Here is a 16029-nt window from a genome sequence, read left to right as displayed (position 1 = left end):
CTCACTCCGTCCTCGTGATCAGCAACAAGGTGACATCATCCGGCAAAGGGCCGGCTTGATCCAGACCCAATTGCCGAATGAGATTGTCGATGGTGAGGTCGGTGCCGCCGATCAGTTCCAGCAGGAACGCCTGTTTGTCGCGCAGGCTGGCCTGCGGCAAGGTTTCGAGGATGCCATCCGAGATCAGCGCCATGGCGAACCGCGGCGGCAACGGCAGTGTTTCAGTCTGATAGTTGGCAAAGTCGAACAGACCGATTGGCAGGCTTTTCTTGCCGACATAACTCGCCTGCTGGCCGTCGAACAGGATCGGGAAGGGAAATTGGCCACCGCTGCTGTAGCGCAACAAATTGTTCGACCACTCGATAATGCCGTAGAACATGGTCAGGTACTTGTCCATGTGGCAACCGAAGATCTCCCGGTTCAAGCGGCTCAGCGTCTCCGCCGGGTTGAGAATCCCCCGGTCGCGGTTTTGCCGGTGCAGTTCCCGGTAGCGGCCGATGTAGCTTTTCAGCATCACCGTCACGAAGGCCGACGATACGCCGTGCCCGGACACATCGGCGATGTAGAAACCCAGGTGATCACCGTCGATAACGAAATAATCCACGAAATCGCCGCTGAGATACTGTGAGGTGAGCAGGTGGCGGCTAAAACGGTAGTGACGGTAAATTTTGTCGTTTTCCGGCAGCAACTGAAACTGGATGCGCCGTGCCGCCGCTTCGTCTTCCCGCAATTGCCGCACGGTTTGCCGCAACTGTTCGTTGACCCCCTCCAGGTGCTCGCGATGTTCGCGGTTTTCCCGCCGTAACCGGGCGCGCTCCAGGGCGTGATCAATGGCGTGTTCCAGCACCGCCATGTCCTCGATCGGTTTGGTGACATAGTCCCAGGCGCCGAGCTTGAGCGCCTGAATGGCGTCGCTCATGCCACCCATGCCGGACACCACCAGGATCGGCAGTTCGGGGAACTCGCGGGTCACCGTGGCCAACACCTGCAGGCCGTCCATGCCCGGCATCCGCAGGTCGCACAGCACCAGATCGGGTTGCTCGTCGCGAATCATCTCGACGCCGGTCCAGCCATCGCGGGCTTGCGTGACCTCGAACCCGCTGTCTTCCAGGTAGGCGGCGAGGATTTCGCGAACTATCTGCTCGTCGTCGATGGTCAGGATGCGCGCTGGTCTCTCGCTCATGACCGGGGCTCGCGCGTCGTCGCCAAGGTCCGCACCGCCGCCGCCAGCGGCGCCATGTCGTTCAGCGGTTTCTGGTAGATCCGGTCATCATCCAGACCCAGCGCTCGCAAATCGTCGGGCAGGCTGTAGCTGGAAGACCCGGTATGGATCAGGAATTCGATGCCGGGGTACAGGTGATTCAGGATGCGGATGGCGGTGTTGCCGTCCATGTCGGGCAGGCGCATGTCCATGATGCAGATTTGGCAGGAGGTGCCTTCCCGCAGCCAGCGCAAAGCCGGAGCAACGGCTTCAAACGCCGCCACCCGCCAGCCTTCGTCCTCCAGGTAGGCCTTCAGGTTTTCCCGAATCATTTCCTCGTCGTCGACAATCAAGACCCAAGCGCTCATGGTAGCGCCTCCCGGTTCGAAGGCAGGCGAATGCTGAAACAGGTGCCCTGGCCCGGTTTGGAGCTTACCGACAACCGGCCGTTGTGTTGCTCGGTGATGATGAAATAGGACACCGACAATCCCAAACCCGTCCCGGCCCCCACCTCCTTGGTGGTAAAGAAGGGCTCGAAGATTCGGTTAAGGGTTTTTTGGTCCATGCCGGGTCCGTTGTCAATCACTTCGAGCAAAACGGCGTCCGGTTCGCGGCGGGTGCGCAAGATGATGGTTGGCGACGCTGTACCGTCGTCGGCCATGGCTTGGGCGGCGTTCTTGAGCAAATTCAGGATCACCTGCTCGATTTCCGTCTTGTCGCAATACATCACGCGCAGCGCGGGGTCGTAATCGCGTTCGATGGCGATGCGCCTGAAGTCGTACTTTTTTTTCAGGTCGTAGTCGCTGGCGGCCAGCCGCAGCACGGTTTCCAGCATGTCTTCCAGGTCCACCAGGGCGAAGCGCGATTCGCTGCGTCGGCTGAACGACAGCATGTCGGCGACGATCTTGGCGGCGCGCGCGCCGGCTTCGCGAATGCCTTCGAGGAAATGCAGGATGCCCCGTTCCGCCAGATAACGGTTGATCCGATGCAAATCGGCGTCGATGGCGGCGGCGGCCTCGCGGTTCTGCGGCCTGTCCGGGTCGATGCGCCGCAGAATGTTCTGACTGCCCTGCAGGATCACGCCGAGTGGGTTGTTGATTTCATGCGCCATGCCGGCCGCCAGCCCTCCGACCGACAACATTTTTTCAGTCTGCACCATCATGGATTCGATTCGGACCCGGGCGGTGACGTCGTCCATGCGGATCACCGCCCCACCGGCGCTTTCCGCCATCAAAGGATAGACCATCACGTCGGCGTAGTGCAGTTCGCCGCCGACGTCGAAGGTCATTCGCGGCGTTTTGATCGGTCGGCCGAGATGGATCGCCTGCCGCACCTGTTCGAATTGGCTTTCCAGTTGTGGGAATACGTCACCGAAAAAGCGGCCCTGCGCGGTTTCCCACGACAGGCCGCTCACTTCCTCGGCCGGCTGATTCAGCACGGTGATGTAGCCCCAGGGGTCCACGCCGATCAGGATCGAGGGCATCGAATCGATGATATTCCTGAGATAGAGCCGCATGCGGGCCACTTCTTCCTTGGCGTGTTTCTGTTCGGTGATATCGATCGATACGCCCAACACCGCGGTTTCGTTCAAGCCCGGTTCGACGAAGGGGATTTTAATGGTCTGCATGGTGCGGGTGTGGCCGGTGTGATCGGTAAAGGCTTCCTCGGCGATAAGCTTGGAAACCCCGCTTTCGATGACCTCCAGGTCGTCGACCAACATTCGTTCCACCTCCTCCTCGTCGCCGTGAACGAGACGATGGGAGTGATTGGTCAGTGCTTCGATGCTCATGTCGTAGGCCGCGGCGGTGGCGCGATTGGCCAACAGGAAGTGCCCATAGCGATCCTTGGCGAAAATCATGTGTGGCACCAGATCGATGATGCGCCGCAACCGCAGCTCGCTTTCATGCAACGCCATCTCCGCCTTGACCTGTTCGGTGATGTCGGTGCCGGTGCCGCGGTAGCCCTGGAACTGGCCTCCCCCGTCATGAATCGGCTTGCCGCTGACTTTGAGATAACGGCCCTCGTCGTGAGCGTCGCTCAGCCGGGTTTGGTAGACGAAGTCGCGGAATGGCTGGCGTTGTTCCAGCAATTGCCGGTGCCGCCGCCACTTTTGCGGGTTGCCGGCCAGGTCCCCGCTTGCCAGTTCCCAGCGGGTGCGGCCAAGCACATGCTGCGGAGCGATCCCGGTCAGCGCGTAAAAACGTTCCGATAGATAGGTGAAGCGCAGGTTGTCGTTCATCTCCCAGATCCAGTCGCTGGCGGCTTCGGTCACGTCGCGGAAGCGCGCCTCGCTTTCGCGTAGAGCCGTTTCGGCTTGCCGGCGTTCGTTCAATTCCCGCTGCAATTGCCGGGTTCGCTGCGTCACTTGCCGTTGCAGCAGCGAGGACCACAGCAAGGTCGCGATCGCGATCGCCGCCAGCGACCCCAGAATCCAGAAGGCATAGCGCAGCACCGCCGCCAGCAGGCCGGTTTTCTGGTGCGCCGCGCTCGGAGGTGGCGCATCGGCGTTCCGACGAGTGGTGGCTATCTCGTCTGGAAGCGCTGCCGCGAGGTTGGGCGGTGGCGGGGTGGCGGCGCTGACCGATACCGGTGGCGACGGTTCGGCGATGCCGCCGCCAGGGGAGATGGCACCGATTGCGACCAGCGCGGCCAACAGGCAAATCCACAGCCTCCGGCATCGGTGGGGGACAAGTGACCGCGGGCTTGGGGGCATGGTGAAAGGTGCCGATATAAGGGATGGCGCGAGTGAAATTAATCGCTATGATAAAACCATTTGGGTGGCAACAGGCACGAATAAAGGTGCGGACGATGGCATTGGGACCGGTGATGCTGGGGTTGGACGGCCTGGAACTGAGCACGGAGGAGCGCGAGATCCTGTGCCATCCACGGGTGGGCGGCGTCATTCTGTTTGCTCGCAACTATCGGTCGCCGGAACAGGTGGCGGCGCTGACCGCCGCCATTCACGCCCTGCGCCAACCGCGGCTGCTGGTGGCGGTGGATCACGAGGGCGGCCGGGTCCAACGATTTCGCGACGGTTTCACCCGTTTGCCGCCGGTGCGTCGGCTGGGCGAGATTTACGACCGGGACCGGATGCGCGCCAAGCAACTGGCTCGCGTCACCGGCTGGCTCATGGCCGCCGAACTGCGGGCGGTGGGCGTGGATTTGAGTTTCGCGCCGGTGCTGGATCTGGATTACGGCATCAGCGGCGTGATCGGTGACCGGGCGTTTCACCACGATCCCGAAGCGGTGGCGGATTTAGCCCACGCCTATGTCAGCGGCATGCAGAAGGCAGGCATGGAGGCGGTCGGCAAGCATTTTCCGGGGCATGGCGGCATCGCCGCCGACTCGCATCTGGAGTTGCCGGTGGACCCGCGCGCCTACGCCGATCTGGAACACGCCGATCTGTTGGCCTTCGAGCGTATGATTCATTACGGCTTAGCCGCCATCATGCCCGCGCATGTGCTCTATCCTCAGGTGGACGACCGACCGGCCGGTTTTTCGGCGCGCTGGCTACGGGACATTCTGCGGCGGCGTTTGGAATTCCAGGGGACGATCTTCAGCGACGATCTGGACATGGCCGGCGCGGGCGAAGCCGGCGCGGCGCCCGAGCGGGCCGAAGCGGCGCTGACGGCCGGTTGCGACATGGTGCTGGCCTGCAACGACCGTCGTGCCGCCAGTGCCATTCTGGAGCGTCTGCGCCCTGTTTCGGAGCCGGTCAGCCAGTTGCGGCTGATCCGCTTGCACGGGCGCGGCCATCCCACCCTGGAACATCTGCGCCGTGGCCCGGTCTGGCAACGGGCGGTCCGCTTGGTGCACGATTACGATGCATTCCCGCTGCTGGACATGGATATCTGAAACCGCTGGGAGCATTTTTTCCACCTCAACGAAGTTCGCCATGTCCTCGATTACCGCCGAACAGGCTTCTATCGTATTGCGCGAGGCCGAACTGCTCCGCCCGCCGGAGCAGGTTGAGATCGCGCTGGACCGCCTGGCGGTCGCCATAACCGACCGGTTGGGAGACTGCAATCCGCTGGTGCTGGTGGTCATGAACGGTGCCTTTATTCCCGGCGCGCTGATCTTGTCCCGCTTGCGCTTTCCGCTGCAAGTCGGTTACTTGCATGCCACCCGTTATCGCGGCGGTATCCGCGGCGGCACGCTCGACTGGATCGCGCCGCCGCCGCCGGCGGTCGCCGGCCGAACCGTGTTGGTGGTTGACGATATCTTCGACGAAGGCAACACCCTCAAGGCGATTCTGGAGGCAGTGCGCCGGCGGGGCGCGACGACGGTCTACAGCGCGGTGTTGGCCAACAAGCGACATAATCGCAAGACACCGGGGCTGCATGTGGACTTTGTCGGGCTGGAGGTGCCGGATCGCTATGTGTTCGGCTGCGGCATGGACTACAAGGAATATTGGCGCCAGTTGCCAGCCATCTACGCCACCCGTGATTGAGTGGCCGCCGACCCGGCTTGTTAGCGTCTTTCCATGATCGTTTCCGACCGCGAGGTTACCGTTATGACACCCACCATCGCCATCATCGGGGGCACCGGCCTCACTACCCTGGACGCTCTGCGGACCGCACATCGGGAAACGCTGTCCACGCCCTACGGCGAGCCGTCCAGCCCCGTGATTCACGGTGAACTGGGGGGACGGGCCGTGGTTTTTCTGGCTCGCCATGGCCAACATCACACCTTGCCGCCGCACAAGATCAACTACCGAGCCAACCTCTGGGCGCTACACCGGCTCGGCGTCGAGCAGGTCATTGCGGTGGCGGCGGTGGGCGGCATTCGCGCCGATATGGCACCGGGCGTACTGGCGTTTCCCGATCAGATCGTGGATTACACCTGGGGCCGGCACTGTACCTTCTTCGAGGACAACCTGAGCCACGTCACCCATATCGATTTTACCGAGCCCTACTGCCCCGAATTGCGGGAACGGCTGATCCAGGCGGCTCGCGATCTGGGCCTTGAGGCGCGCGAGTCATGCACTTATGCGGCGATGCCGGGGCCACGGCTGGAGACGGCGGCGGAGATCCGCCGGCTGGAGCGGGACGGTTGCGACATCGTCGGCATGACCGGAATGCCGGAGGCCGCCCTGGCCCGCGAGCTGGGCATGCGCTATGCCACATGCGCGGTGGTGGCCAACTGGGCGGCGGGTAAGGTCGTCGGTGCGATCACCATGGCCGAGATCGAGGACAACCTGGCCGGTAGCATGGACAAGGTCAAGACACTGCTGGCGCAAGTCATCCCGACCCTGGATTCGCTCTAAGCTCACCCGCCGCGCACGATCCGGCCGGTCCGCAAGCTTCGGATGGTGGTCGGTTTGGCCGCGCCGCCGGTCGGGCCGGGCAGCAGGGCATCGAGATCTCGTCCCAGTTGCCGGCGCGCCGCCAGCGCGGTACGAGCCGGAGGGCGGCCGCTGAGGTTGGCGCTGGTGGACACCAGTGGATGGCCACAAACCCGGCACAGCGCCGCCACCGGCGGATGGGCGGTCACCCGCACCGCCAGGGTGTCGTGCCTGCCCCGTAGCCAGCGTGGGGTTCCGCGCCGGGCGGGAACCAGCCAAGTGTGAGGTCCCGGCCAGCTTGCCCGCAACCGCCCCAGCTCGGCCGAGCTCAGGAGGCGCAGAAAAGGGGCGAGCTGGGCGAAATCGGCCGCGATCAGGATCAAACCCTTATGCGCCGACCGGCGTTTGAGCGCGAGCAAGCGCCGCACCGCTCGTTCGTTGCGGGGATCGCAGCCGAGCCCGTACACCGCCTCGGTGGGGTAGGCGATCAGGCCGCCGGAGCGAACCGCGCGGGCGACGGCGCGCAAACGCAGCAGGTTGATGGCGGGGCTCCAGCTCAGGACGACTTGGCGGCGCGGCGGCGGGTGGCGGGCTTCTTGTCGGGCGCCTCGCGCACCAGCGTTTCGCACTCGGCCAGCCCCAGGCTGGCGGGATCGCGGTCCTTGGGCAGACGGACGTTTTTCTTGCCGTCGGTGATGTAGGGGCCGAATCGGCCGTTCAGGATGCGGATGGCGGAGTCGGGGAACTCGCGCAGGATCCTGTTGGCCGCCGCCTGTTGGTGCGCGGCGATCAGTTCCAGCGCCCGCTCGCGGCTGACGGTGTAGGGATCTTCCTGTTTCAGCGAAACGTAGCTTTTGCCATAGCGAACATAGGGTCCGAACCGGCCAATGTTGGCCTGGATCGGCTCGCCGTCGGCGGTGGTGCCGAGGTCGCGCGGTAGTTGAAACAGCGCCAGCGCCTCATCCAGGGTGAGGGTATTCATCCGCTGCTCCGGCCGCAGGCTGGCGAAGCGTGGTTTGTCGGCATCGTCCTTGGCGCCGATCTGCGCGTAGGGTCCGAACCGGCCCATCCGCACCGAAACCGGTTTGCCGGTCTTGGGGTCGCTGCCCAGCTCGCGGCTTTGCACCACATCCTGGCGCGAGACGTTTTCCGTTTTCTCCGCGACCCGCTGCTTGAACGGACCCCAGAAGCCCCGCATCAGCGGCAGCCAGTCCTCCTCGCCGCGAGACACCGCGTCCAGATTGTCCTCCAGCCGGGCCGTGAAATCGTAATCCACATATTGGGTGAAATGCTGAGTCAAGAAGCGGTTGACGATGCGGCCGATGTCGGTGGGTTTGAAGCGGCGATTGTCCAGCACCGCGTATTCACGGGCCAGCAGAGTCGAGATAATCGCCGCATAGGTCGAGGGTCGGCCGATGCCGTATTCTTCCAGCGTCTTGACCAGGCTGGCCTCGGAAAAGCGCGGCGGCGGCTCGGTGAAGTGCTGCTCCGGCCGCAGCGCCAGCAGATCGACCCATTCGCCCGTCCGCAACAGTGGCAGCATCCGTCCTTCGATCTCGTCGGCCTGGTCATCCACGCCTTCGCGGTAGACCGCCATGAATCCGGGGTCGGCAACGACCGAACCGGTGGCGCGGAAGCTGTTGCCGGTGCCGCAGGCCAGATCCGCCGCGACCGTGTCCAGGGTAGCCGGAATCATCTGGCAGGCGACGGTGCGCTTCCAGATCAACTCGTACAGTGCGTACTGGTCGGCGTTGAGGTGGGCGCGGATCGTTTCCGGCACGACCGCGACCGAGGTCGGACGGATCGCTTCGTGCGCCTCCTGGGCGTTCTTGGCCTTGGTCTTGAACAGCCGGGGGCTGGCCGGCACGTTGTGCGCGCCGTAGCGCTGGAGGATCAGCGCGCGGATCTCGGCGAGCGCGTCCTGAGCGAGGTTGACCGAATCGGTACGCATGTAGGTGATCAGTCCGACCGCGCCGCCACCGGTGTCGATGCCCTCGTACAATTGCTGGGCGACCCGCATGGTGCGCTGGGTGGAGAAACCCATCTTGCGCGAGGCTTCCTGCTGCAGGGTCGAGGTGGTGAACGGCGCGGCGGGATGGCGCTTGCGCTGCTTGCGTTCCACCTTGGCGACCCGCAACCGGCCGATAGCGGCGGGATCGGCCGCCGATTCCCCGGACTCGGCCAATTGGGCGCGCGCCGCGGCCAGCAGGGTTTGTTCCAGGACCAGCGCCCGCGCGCCGTCGGTGACGCTGAACTGCGTCAGTTTCTCGCCGGCGTACTCGAACAAGCGGGCGCTAAACGGCTGGTTGGTTTTGGTGGCGTCGGCTTCCAGGCTCCAGTACTCCCGGGTCTGGAACCGCTCGATTTCCTCCTCGCGCTCGACGATCATCCGCAGCGCCGGCGATTGCACCCGACCGGCCGACAAGCCAGGCCGGATTTTCTTCCACAGCAGCGGCGACAGGTTGAAGCCGACCAGGTAGTCCAGCGCGCGGCGGGCCTGTTGGGCGTTGACCAGGTCCAGCGACAGGTGGCGGGGGTGGTTGATGGCGTCCAGAATCGCCCGCTGGGTAATTTCGTGGAACACCACCCGCTGTACTGGTTTGTCGCTCAGCAGGTTGCGCTGCCGGAGGATTTCTTGCAGGTGCCAGGAAATGGCTTCGCCCTCGCGGTCCGGGTCGGTGGCCAGATACAGGGCGTCGGCTTTGGCGACCGCCTTGGCGATGGCTTCGACATGGCGCAGGTTTTTCTCGATCGCCTGATACTTCATGGCAAAGTCGTGCTCTGGATCGACCGCTCCCTCCTTGGGGACCAGATCGCGCACATGACCGTAGGAGGCCAGCACTTCGAAGTCCTTGCCCAGGTATTTCTTGATCGTTTTCGCCTTGGCCGGCGATTCCACGATGACCAAGTTCTTGCTCATGACAAATCACTGCGGGTGACTGGTGTAAAGGTGGCGCCGGATCGAACTCCGGCCCGAGAAGGCGATGCCCCCGCCACGACCGACCGGCGCGGCGGGAATTCAAGCGAACGACGGAAAGACCTAACGAACGCTTGGCGCGTTGGCGCTTAATGAAGGTAGCCGGGCGGACTGTCGAGCACCAGATCTTCCAGCCAGGCGCAGGCTTCTTCCTGACCGGGCTGGTTGAACAGCAGCATCAGAACGATCCACTTGAGTTGGTGCAGGCCGATATCGTCGGCCTCCAGCGCCATGACCCGGTCGATGACCAGTTCGCGGGTTTCCGAATTGAGAATGCCGCTCTGTTCCAGGAACAGCAGGAAGCCCTGGCATTCCACATCCAGTTTCGCCAATTCCGGCGCCACGTAAATGCGACAGGAGCTGGGATTGACCGGCAGGGTGATCGCTTGACGGTCGACCAGGCTGTCCAACCATTCGAACGCCTGTTGGATCTCCCGCGAGGGAAAACCGGCGGCTAGCAGTTCAGTCTGGATGGATTCACGGTCGGGGTCGGTATCCTCATCATCGCCCATGTAGTTCTGAAACAGGTACATCAGCACGTCCAACACGTTTTCTTTCATTCCAGCGCTCATCTGGGAAGGATAAAAACCCCCGCCGTCCGGCGTGGGCGCGGGCGACCGCCGGTTCGGGCGGCCGACTTTCAGGCTTTCAGGCGGCAGTACAGACCGCCGGGGACGGCTGCCACATAACCTTCCAATTCCAAAATCAGCAGCATGGAGGAAACCACTTCCGCCGTCAATCCGCAGCGTTCCACCAGCGAATCGACCGCCAGCGGTCCATCGCCCATCGCCGCCAACAGTTGCCGGTAGTCTTCATCCAGTACTTCCGAGGTTGGCGACGCGGCGGCTGGGGTTTCGGACCCGTCGCCGACGAACGCCGCAAGAGCACCCAACTCTTCCAGGATATCGGTGGCCGTTTCCACCAGCTTCGCGCCCTGTCGGATCAGTGCATGGCAGCCCTTGGCCAGCGGGTTGTGAATCGAACCGGGGATCGCGAACACCTCCCGGCCCTGGTCGAGGGCCTGGCGGGCGGTGATCAGCGAACCGCTCCGCAGGGCGGCTTCCACCACCAGCACGCCCAGCGCCAGCCCGCTGATCAGGCGGTTACGCCGGGGGAAGTTTTCGGCGATCGGCGGCGTGCCGACCGGCAGTTCCGATAGCAGGGCGCCCCGTTCGGCGATGGCGTGGGCCAGATCCCGATGTCTGGCCGGATAAACCCGGTCCAGGCTGGTGCCCATTACCGCGATGGTTGGGCCGCCACCGGCCAGCGCGCCCTGATGGGCGGCGGCGTCGATGCCGAGCGCCAGGCCACTGGTGATGGCCAGGCCGGCGCCGGCCAGATGGGCGGCGAAGTGGTAAGCGGTTTCCCGGCCGAGCGGGGTCGGGTTGCGGGTGCCGACGATAGCGAGTTGCGGTGCCCGCAAGCAGTCGGGGTCGCCGTGGACGAACAGCAGTGGTGGCGGATAAGTGATTTGTCGCAACAACGGCGGGTAGCGGGGGTCATCCAGTTGCAACAGATGATTATCGGGCCGTTCCAGCCAGGCCAGATCCTGTTCCACCCGCCGCCAGTCGGGTTGGCGCAACGCGTCGAGCGCGGCGGCCGGCAGATCCAGTTGCCGCAGTTCGGCGTGGTCGGCGGCGAAAACCGCCGCCGCTGAACCGTAGTGCGCCAGCAGCCGGGCAAAACGGACCGGTCCAATGCCTGGCGCCCGCAGCAGCGCCAGTAGCCAGGCCGGATCGGCGGCCGGAGGCGTGGCGTTACCGTTCAGGGGGTGGTTACCCGATCCTGCAAGTGGATGGCACGCTCGGCCTGCATCACCAATCCGTAGCTGAGCAGATCGTGGACTTTGTAAATCATCAACAGGCCGGCCCGTTCGCCCGGCAGCTTGACGCTGCCGCCGGAGACCGGATCCTCGACTTCCCGTCCCTTGCCGTAGATGGCGAGCACATGGCCGGGCTCAATGCCTTCCTGAGCGCCCAGATTGACGATGACGCTGCTGTACTGGGTGATCTGGGTAACGTCGGTGTCGAGTTCGGCGATGATGGAGCCTTCCGTGTCCGGCGGGACCGGATGCGGCTCGAAGCTGTAAAGCTCGCGTTCGGCCTCGATCGGCAGCAGCCGGTCGCCGGCCCGGATCGGGGCGATGGTGTTGGCCAGCGTAAATGTGGCCGGATCGGCGTCCTGTTCCAGGATCGCTTCGCCCAGATAGACGCCGGCGGTGCCCAGGTAGCGGTCGGAGCCCGGCTCGCGCAGTGCTTCGCCGGGGCGGAACACCTGATAGCGTGGCTGGTCGAAAAGAGAGCCGCGAGCGTATACCCGGTCGCGGTCGGTGTAAACGACCTGATCGTCGTCGTCGGCCACGATGTAGGGCGTCCCTTTCCACTGGGCGTCGCTCAGGATCACGGCGCGGATCAGGAACGATTCGACCGCGTCGCGCGGCACCGGCGGGATCGGTTGGCTCAACTCCTCGATTCGAACCTCGGGCGACAGTTTGATCAGCGGAACCTCGTCGCGCTCGGCGACCGCCAACTGAGGCTGACCGTCGGCATCGTGGCTGAACTGGAGTACGTCGCCGGGGTAGATCCGGTTCGGGTTGCGGAGCTGCGGGTTTTGCCGCCAGATCTCCCGCCACTGCCAAGGGTCCCGCAGAAACCGTCCGGCGATGCTCCACAGCGTGTCGCCGGGGGCCACGGTGTAGGTTTGGGGGTGATCCTGCCGCAGCACGACCGGTGCCGGCGCCGCGCCGGCGGTTCCCGCGGTTCCCGCCGCCGATCCCGAAATCAGCGGCGGTTCGGCGACGGTGGGGCCGGATTCGGGTTGGGAAGGCATTTGGGCGCATGCCCCGAGAAGAAGCGCCGCCGCCAGTGACAGGGTCGCCCCAAGCCGTTTTGAGGAACGCGTGACGTTCGAGGAACGCGAGATGTTCATGATCCTTGCTCATCCTCCGAAGAAACGGGCGGGAGTGTAGCGAATCACCCCCATCGCGCTAAAGTATAGCCCCCATGCCGGGGTTTCTCGTATGATTTCCGTATGCAAAAGCTAAGTGAGTCGACTGAACGAAGCATTCGTGGAGCTACCATGGCACGATTGACCATACTGTATTATCCCGATTCCCGGCTACGTAAACCGGCGCTGCCAGTGGAAATCGTCGACGACGGCGTGCGCGCGCTGGTGGCCGACATGCTGGAGACCATGTACGCGGCACCGGGCATCGGTTTGGCCGCGACTCAGGTCAACGTTCGAAAACGTATCGTGGTGATGGATATTTCCGAGGAGAAAAATCGGCCGCTGGTGTTCATCAATCCGACCCTGCTGGAGCGGGAAGGCGAAGGCGAGATGGAGGAGGGTTGTTTGTCGGTGCCGGGCTTTTACGAAACCGTCCGCCGCGCCGATCGGGTCCGAGTCAGCGCGCTGGACCGCGATGGCGAGCCGTTCGAACTCGACGCCAGCGGCCTGTTGGCGGTCTGCATCCAGCACGAGATCGATCATCTGGATGGCAAGCTATTCGTGGATTATCTGTCGGCGCTGAAGCGCGACCGCATCCGCAAGAAACTGGAAAAACAGATCCGACTGGAATCGCACGTGTCCTGAGCATGGATGCATTCGGCTCCGCGCCCGCCCCGCCAAATGGTGCCACCCGTCTCCGGAAAACGGGTGGCGCCTCCGCCAAACCGCTGACCGCATGACCGTTGCTTCGCTACGTTTGATCTTCGCGGGTACCCCCGATTTCGCGGTGCCCGCCCTGCAAGCCCTGATCGATGCCGAGCGTGCGCCCGTCGCCGTCTATACCCAACCGGATCGGCCGGCCGGGCGCGGCCGACAGTTGCGCGCCAGCCCGGTCAAGGTTTGCGCGCGGGCCGCCGGCATTCCGGTTCACCAGCCGGCCAGTTTGCGCGATCCCGCCGTTTGGACCGATCTGGCGGCCACGGCGCCGGATCTGCTGGTGGTGGCCGCCTATGGCCTGATCCTGCCGCCGGCGGTGCTGGCGATCCCGCGACTGGGCTGCATCAACATCCATGCCTCGTTGTTGCCGCGCTGGCGCGGCGCGGCGCCGATTCAGCGGGCGCTGCTGGCCGGTGACGACGAGACCGGCATCTGCCTCATGCGCATGGAAGCCGGCCTGGATACCGGGCCGGTGCTGGCGCGGGCCACCTGCCCGATTTCTCGGGGGATGACGGGCGGCGAGTTGCACGACCAATTGGCCGCGCTGGGCGCCGAAACGCTGCGGGCGGCGCTGCCGGATCTGCTGGCCGGACGACTGATCGCCGAATCGCAGAACGACGCCCTCGCCACCTACGCGCCCAAGTTGGACAAGGCCGAGGCCGATCTGGACTGGACCCGGCCGGCGCTGGAACTGGAGCGGCGGGTGCTGGCGTTCAACCCTTATCCCGTCGCCCGAACCTGGCTGGGTGGGCAGCCACTGCGCGTCTGGCGGGCGCGGGCCGAGCGGGAGTCGGTGGCCGCCGCGCCCGGCACGGTCCTGCGCGAAGACCCGGCGGGTATCGTGGTTGCGACCGGTTCCGGGGTGCTGTGCTTGACCGAAGTGCAACTGCCTGGCGGCCGGCCATTGCCGGCCGCGGCGTTTCTGAACGCCCACCGACTAGCCGGCCAGCGGCTGGGCGCGACATGAACGCCCGCGTCATCGCGGCTCAGGCGCTGGGTCGGGTATTGGGCGAGGGGGAATCGCTGGCCACGGTGCTGCCGTCGGCGCTGGAGCACGCTAATCCGGGCGAACGCGGTTTGCTGCAGGAGCTGTGTTACGGCGTCTGCCGCTGGCAGCCACGGTTGCAGTTTTTGCTCGACCGATTGCTGGCGCGACCGCTGGCGCCAGGTGAGCCGGTGGTTCGGGGCTTGCTGCTGGCGGGTCTCTACCAATTGTGGCACTTGCGCGTTCCCGAACACGCCGCGGTGGCCGAAACCGTCGCCGCCGTCCGCCCATTGCGCAAGCCCTGGGCGGCGGGTCTGGTCAACGCGGTGCTGCGAAACGCGCTGCGCCGCCGGGCGGAACTGGAGGCGCTGGTCGAGGCGGATGCGGAAGCCCGTGCCGCCCATCCGCGCTGGTTGTTGGACTGGCTGCGGCGGGATTGGCCGGACGACTGGCCGGCCATCGTCGCCGCCAACAATGTCCGCCCGCCTTTCACGCTGCGGATCAATCGTCTTCGGCTCGATCGGGAGGCGTACCGGCAACGGCTGGCGACGGCGGGTTGCGACACCAGGCCGGCGGCGGTCGAAACCGCGCTGACCCTGTCCACTCCCACCGATCCGGCGACATTGCCGGGTTTCGCCGAGGGTTGGGTATCGGTTCAGGATGCCGGCGCGCAACTGGCGGCGGCGTTGCTGGAGGCTCGACCGGGGCAGCGGGTGCTGGACGCCTGTGCCGCGCCCGGCGGTAAGACCGGGCATCTGCTGGAATGTGGGCCGGACCTCGATCTGACCGCGCTGGATTGCAATGCCGGCCGGCTGGAGCGGGTGCGCGATACCTTGGCCCGGCTGCGGCTGAGTGCTCGACTGCTTGTGGGCGACGCCCGGCGGCCGGCGGACTGGTGGGACGGCGCGCTTTACGATCGAATTTTGCTGGACGCTCCCTGTTCGGCAACCGGGGTGATCCGCCGCCATCCCGATATCAAGTTGCTGCGCCGCGAGAGCGATATCGCCGCGCTGGCCGAACGGCAGCAGGCGTTGCTGACCGAGTTGTGGCCGCTGCTGCGGCCGGGTGGCCGGCTGCTGTATGTCACCTGCTCGGTGTTGCGCGCGGAAAACGAGCGGGTGGTGGCGGCTTTTCTCACCGCCCATCCGGATGCCCACGAGCAGCCGATCATGGCGGACTGGGGACGCGCCTTACCGCATGGCCGTCAGATTCTGCCGGGCGAGGGCGGCATGGATGGTTTCTATTACGCCGTGCTATGCCAGCGGGCCACTTCCCCAGAGACGGAACCATGATGCCGGATGGCGTGCCGATCAAGACCCGGTCCCGTCTCGGACTGCTGGCACTGGCGCTACTGGTGCTGTTGGAGAGCGCCAGTAGTGCCCGGGCGGCTGGGTTCGACGTGATCAGCGCCAGTACCCGCTTGGAGAAAGGGGTCTACCATCTGAGCGCCCAGATTGAATACGACCTGAGCGAGCCGGCGCTGGATGCCCTGCAAAACGGGGTGCCACTAACCATCGAACTACTAATGGAGGTACGGCGGCGACGCTCGTGGGTGTGGGATGAAACAGTCTATTCGTTGGCACAGCGCTTCCGCCTCGAATACCATGCGCTGAGCCGGCAATATCTGGTCCACAATCTCAACAGCGGTGAGCGCCGCAATTTCTCCACCCGCCCGGCCGCACTGCGGTTCATGAGCCAGATTCACGAATTCCCCATGCTTGATCGCAGCCTGCTGGCGCCCGACCAGCGCTACGAAGGGGCTTTGCGGGCGCAACTCGCTCTCGATACCTTGCCGACGCCGCTGCGCTTGTTCGCCTATCTCTCCGAGGACTGGCAACTGACCAGCGAGTGGTATACGTGGCCGCTTTGATCCGCCGCCTCGCCCGTGGTCAAGGGCTATCCCCCGTGTTGCTGCTGCT

General features: G+C 64.7%; 15 protein-coding genes. 7 read left to right on the top strand and 8 right to left on the bottom strand.

The features are described 5' to 3' along the window. Position 1 precedes the first annotated feature (1 nt). From IPM89_14725 to IPM89_14715, 3 genes are read right to left on the bottom strand one after another with little or no spacing between them, the layout of a single operon-like run. Positions 2-1183 carry a SpoIIE family protein phosphatase gene (locus tag IPM89_14725; GenBank protein QQS54061.1) on the bottom strand — a complete coding sequence of 394 codons (1182 nt, stop codon included), beginning with the start codon at positions 1181-1183 and terminating at the stop codon, positions 2-4. Continuing rightward, complete coding sequence (locus IPM89_14720) at positions 1180-1569, bottom strand: response regulator (protein QQS54060.1); 390 nt, start codon at positions 1567-1569, stop codon at positions 1180-1182. Before IPM89_14720 ends, IPM89_14725 begins: the two co-directional genes overlap by 4 nt. Continuing rightward, positions 1566-3854, bottom strand: a complete 2289-nt coding sequence (locus IPM89_14715) for a PAS domain S-box protein (protein QQS54059.1) — start codon at positions 3852-3854, stop codon at positions 1566-1568. The genes IPM89_14720 and IPM89_14715 overlap by 4 nt, the downstream gene beginning before the upstream one ends. Positions 3855-4009: 155 nt before the next feature. Between IPM89_14715 and nagZ the strand changes: the two genes are divergently transcribed. The 3 genes from nagZ to IPM89_14700 all read left to right on the top strand — a co-directional run bounded on the left by nagZ (position 4010) and on the right by IPM89_14700 (position 6467). Further along, a complete protein-coding gene (nagZ, locus tag IPM89_14710) occupies positions 4010-5056 on the top strand; it encodes a beta-N-acetylhexosaminidase (protein ID QQS54058.1) in 1047 nt (348 codons plus the stop codon). 40 nt (positions 5057-5096) lie between these two features. Continuing rightward, the gene (locus IPM89_14705; GenBank protein QQS54057.1) at positions 5097-5651 is read left to right on the top strand and encodes a hypoxanthine-guanine phosphoribosyltransferase; all 555 of its coding nucleotides are present in this window, start codon (positions 5097-5099) and stop codon (positions 5649-5651) included. Positions 5652-5714: 63 nt separating this feature from the next. Beyond that, on the top strand, positions 5715-6467 hold the full coding sequence (locus IPM89_14700) for an S-methyl-5'-thioinosine phosphorylase (GenBank protein ID QQS54056.1): 753 nt from the start codon (positions 5715-5717) through the stop codon (positions 6465-6467). A 2-nt stretch (positions 6468-6469) separates the two neighbouring features. Here IPM89_14700 and IPM89_14695 read toward each other — a convergent pair whose 3' ends face one another. The 5 genes from IPM89_14695 to IPM89_14675 form a co-directional block, all read right to left on the bottom strand. Then, positions 6470-7027, bottom strand: coding sequence for a Sua5/YciO/YrdC/YwlC family protein (locus IPM89_14695; GenBank protein QQS55953.1), 558 nt, complete (start codon positions 7025-7027; stop codon positions 6470-6472). A 14-nt stretch (positions 7028-7041) separates the two neighbouring features. Continuing rightward, a complete protein-coding gene (locus IPM89_14690; GenBank protein ID QQS54055.1) occupies positions 7042-9405 on the bottom strand; it encodes a DNA topoisomerase I in 2364 nt (787 codons plus the stop codon). A 146-nt stretch (positions 9406-9551) separates the two neighbouring features. Beyond that, positions 9552-10022, bottom strand: a complete 471-nt coding sequence (locus IPM89_14685; protein QQS54054.1) for a DUF494 domain-containing protein — start codon at positions 10020-10022, stop codon at positions 9552-9554. 80 nt (positions 10023-10102) lie between these two features. After that, on the bottom strand, positions 10103-11185 hold the full coding sequence (gene dprA, locus IPM89_14680; protein QQS55952.1) for a DNA-protecting protein DprA: 1083 nt from the start codon (positions 11183-11185) through the stop codon (positions 10103-10105). A 41-nt stretch (positions 11186-11226) separates the two neighbouring features. Continuing rightward, positions 11227-12291, bottom strand: a complete 1065-nt coding sequence (locus tag IPM89_14675; protein ID QQS54053.1) for a LysM peptidoglycan-binding domain-containing protein — start codon at positions 12289-12291, stop codon at positions 11227-11229. A 249-nt stretch (positions 12292-12540) separates the two neighbouring features. Here IPM89_14675 and def point away from each other — a divergent pair, with 249 nt between their 5' ends. The 4 genes from def to IPM89_14655 all read left to right on the top strand — a co-directional run bounded on the left by def (position 12541) and on the right by IPM89_14655 (position 15980). Then, the gene (gene def / locus IPM89_14670; protein QQS54052.1) at positions 12541-13053 is read left to right on the top strand and encodes a peptide deformylase; all 513 of its coding nucleotides are present in this window, start codon (positions 12541-12543) and stop codon (positions 13051-13053) included. A gap of 91 nt (positions 13054-13144) precedes the next feature. Beyond that, positions 13145-14092, top strand: a complete 948-nt coding sequence (locus IPM89_14665) for a methionyl-tRNA formyltransferase (GenBank protein QQS54051.1) — start codon at positions 13145-13147, stop codon at positions 14090-14092. Continuing rightward, positions 14089-15402 (top strand): 16S rRNA (cytosine(967)-C(5))-methyltransferase RsmB, encoded by a 1314-nt coding sequence (gene rsmB, locus IPM89_14660; GenBank protein ID QQS54050.1) that lies wholly within the window; start codon positions 14089-14091, stop codon positions 15400-15402. Before IPM89_14665 ends, rsmB begins: the two co-directional genes overlap by 4 nt. Continuing rightward, entirely contained in the window at positions 15399-15980 is a 582-nt protein-coding gene (locus tag IPM89_14655; GenBank protein ID QQS54049.1) for a DUF4390 domain-containing protein, read from the top strand. The genes rsmB and IPM89_14655 overlap by 4 nt, the downstream gene beginning before the upstream one ends. Positions 15981-16029: the final 49 nt, after the last annotated feature.

The sequence above is a fragment of the Candidatus Competibacteraceae bacterium genome, from assembly GCA_016699715.1.
Taxonomy (GTDB): domain Bacteria; phylum Pseudomonadota; class Gammaproteobacteria; order Competibacterales; family Competibacteraceae; genus Competibacter.
Note: the sequence above shows the minus strand (reverse complement) of the source record. Positions and strands in the feature narration are given on the sequence as shown.

Excerpts from the sequence above, each read along its gene's own strand:
- IPM89_14725 (QQS54061.1), bottom strand. The coding sequence starts at position 1,183 with ATGAGCGAGAGACCAGCGCGCATCCTGACCATCGACGACGAGCAGATA.
- IPM89_14720 (QQS54060.1), bottom strand. The coding sequence starts at position 1,569 with ATGAGCGCTTGGGTCTTGATTGTCGACGACGAGGAAATGATTCGGGAA.
- nagZ (QQS54058.1), top strand. The coding sequence starts at position 4,010 with ATGGCATTGGGACCGGTGATGCTGGGGTTGGACGGCCTGGAACTGAGC.
- IPM89_14705 (QQS54057.1), top strand. The coding sequence starts at position 5,097 with ATGTCCTCGATTACCGCCGAACAGGCTTCTATCGTATTGCGCGAGGCC.
- IPM89_14700 (QQS54056.1), top strand. The coding sequence starts at position 5,715 with ATGACACCCACCATCGCCATCATCGGGGGCACCGGCCTCACTACCCTG.
- IPM89_14690 (QQS54055.1), bottom strand. The coding sequence starts at position 9,405 with ATGAGCAAGAACTTGGTCATCGTGGAATCGCCGGCCAAGGCGAAAACG.
- IPM89_14685 (QQS54054.1), bottom strand. The coding sequence starts at position 10,022 with ATGAAAGAAAACGTGTTGGACGTGCTGATGTACCTGTTTCAGAACTAC.
- IPM89_14675 (QQS54053.1), bottom strand. The coding sequence starts at position 12,291 with ATGCCTTCCCAACCCGAATCCGGCCCCACCGTCGCCGAACCGCCGCTG.
- def (QQS54052.1), top strand. The coding sequence starts at position 12,541 with ATGGCACGATTGACCATACTGTATTATCCCGATTCCCGGCTACGTAAA.
- IPM89_14665 (QQS54051.1), top strand. The coding sequence starts at position 13,145 with ATGACCGTTGCTTCGCTACGTTTGATCTTCGCGGGTACCCCCGATTTC.
- rsmB (QQS54050.1), top strand. The coding sequence starts at position 14,089 with ATGAACGCCCGCGTCATCGCGGCTCAGGCGCTGGGTCGGGTATTGGGC.
- IPM89_14655 (QQS54049.1), top strand. The coding sequence starts at position 15,399 with ATGATGCCGGATGGCGTGCCGATCAAGACCCGGTCCCGTCTCGGACTG.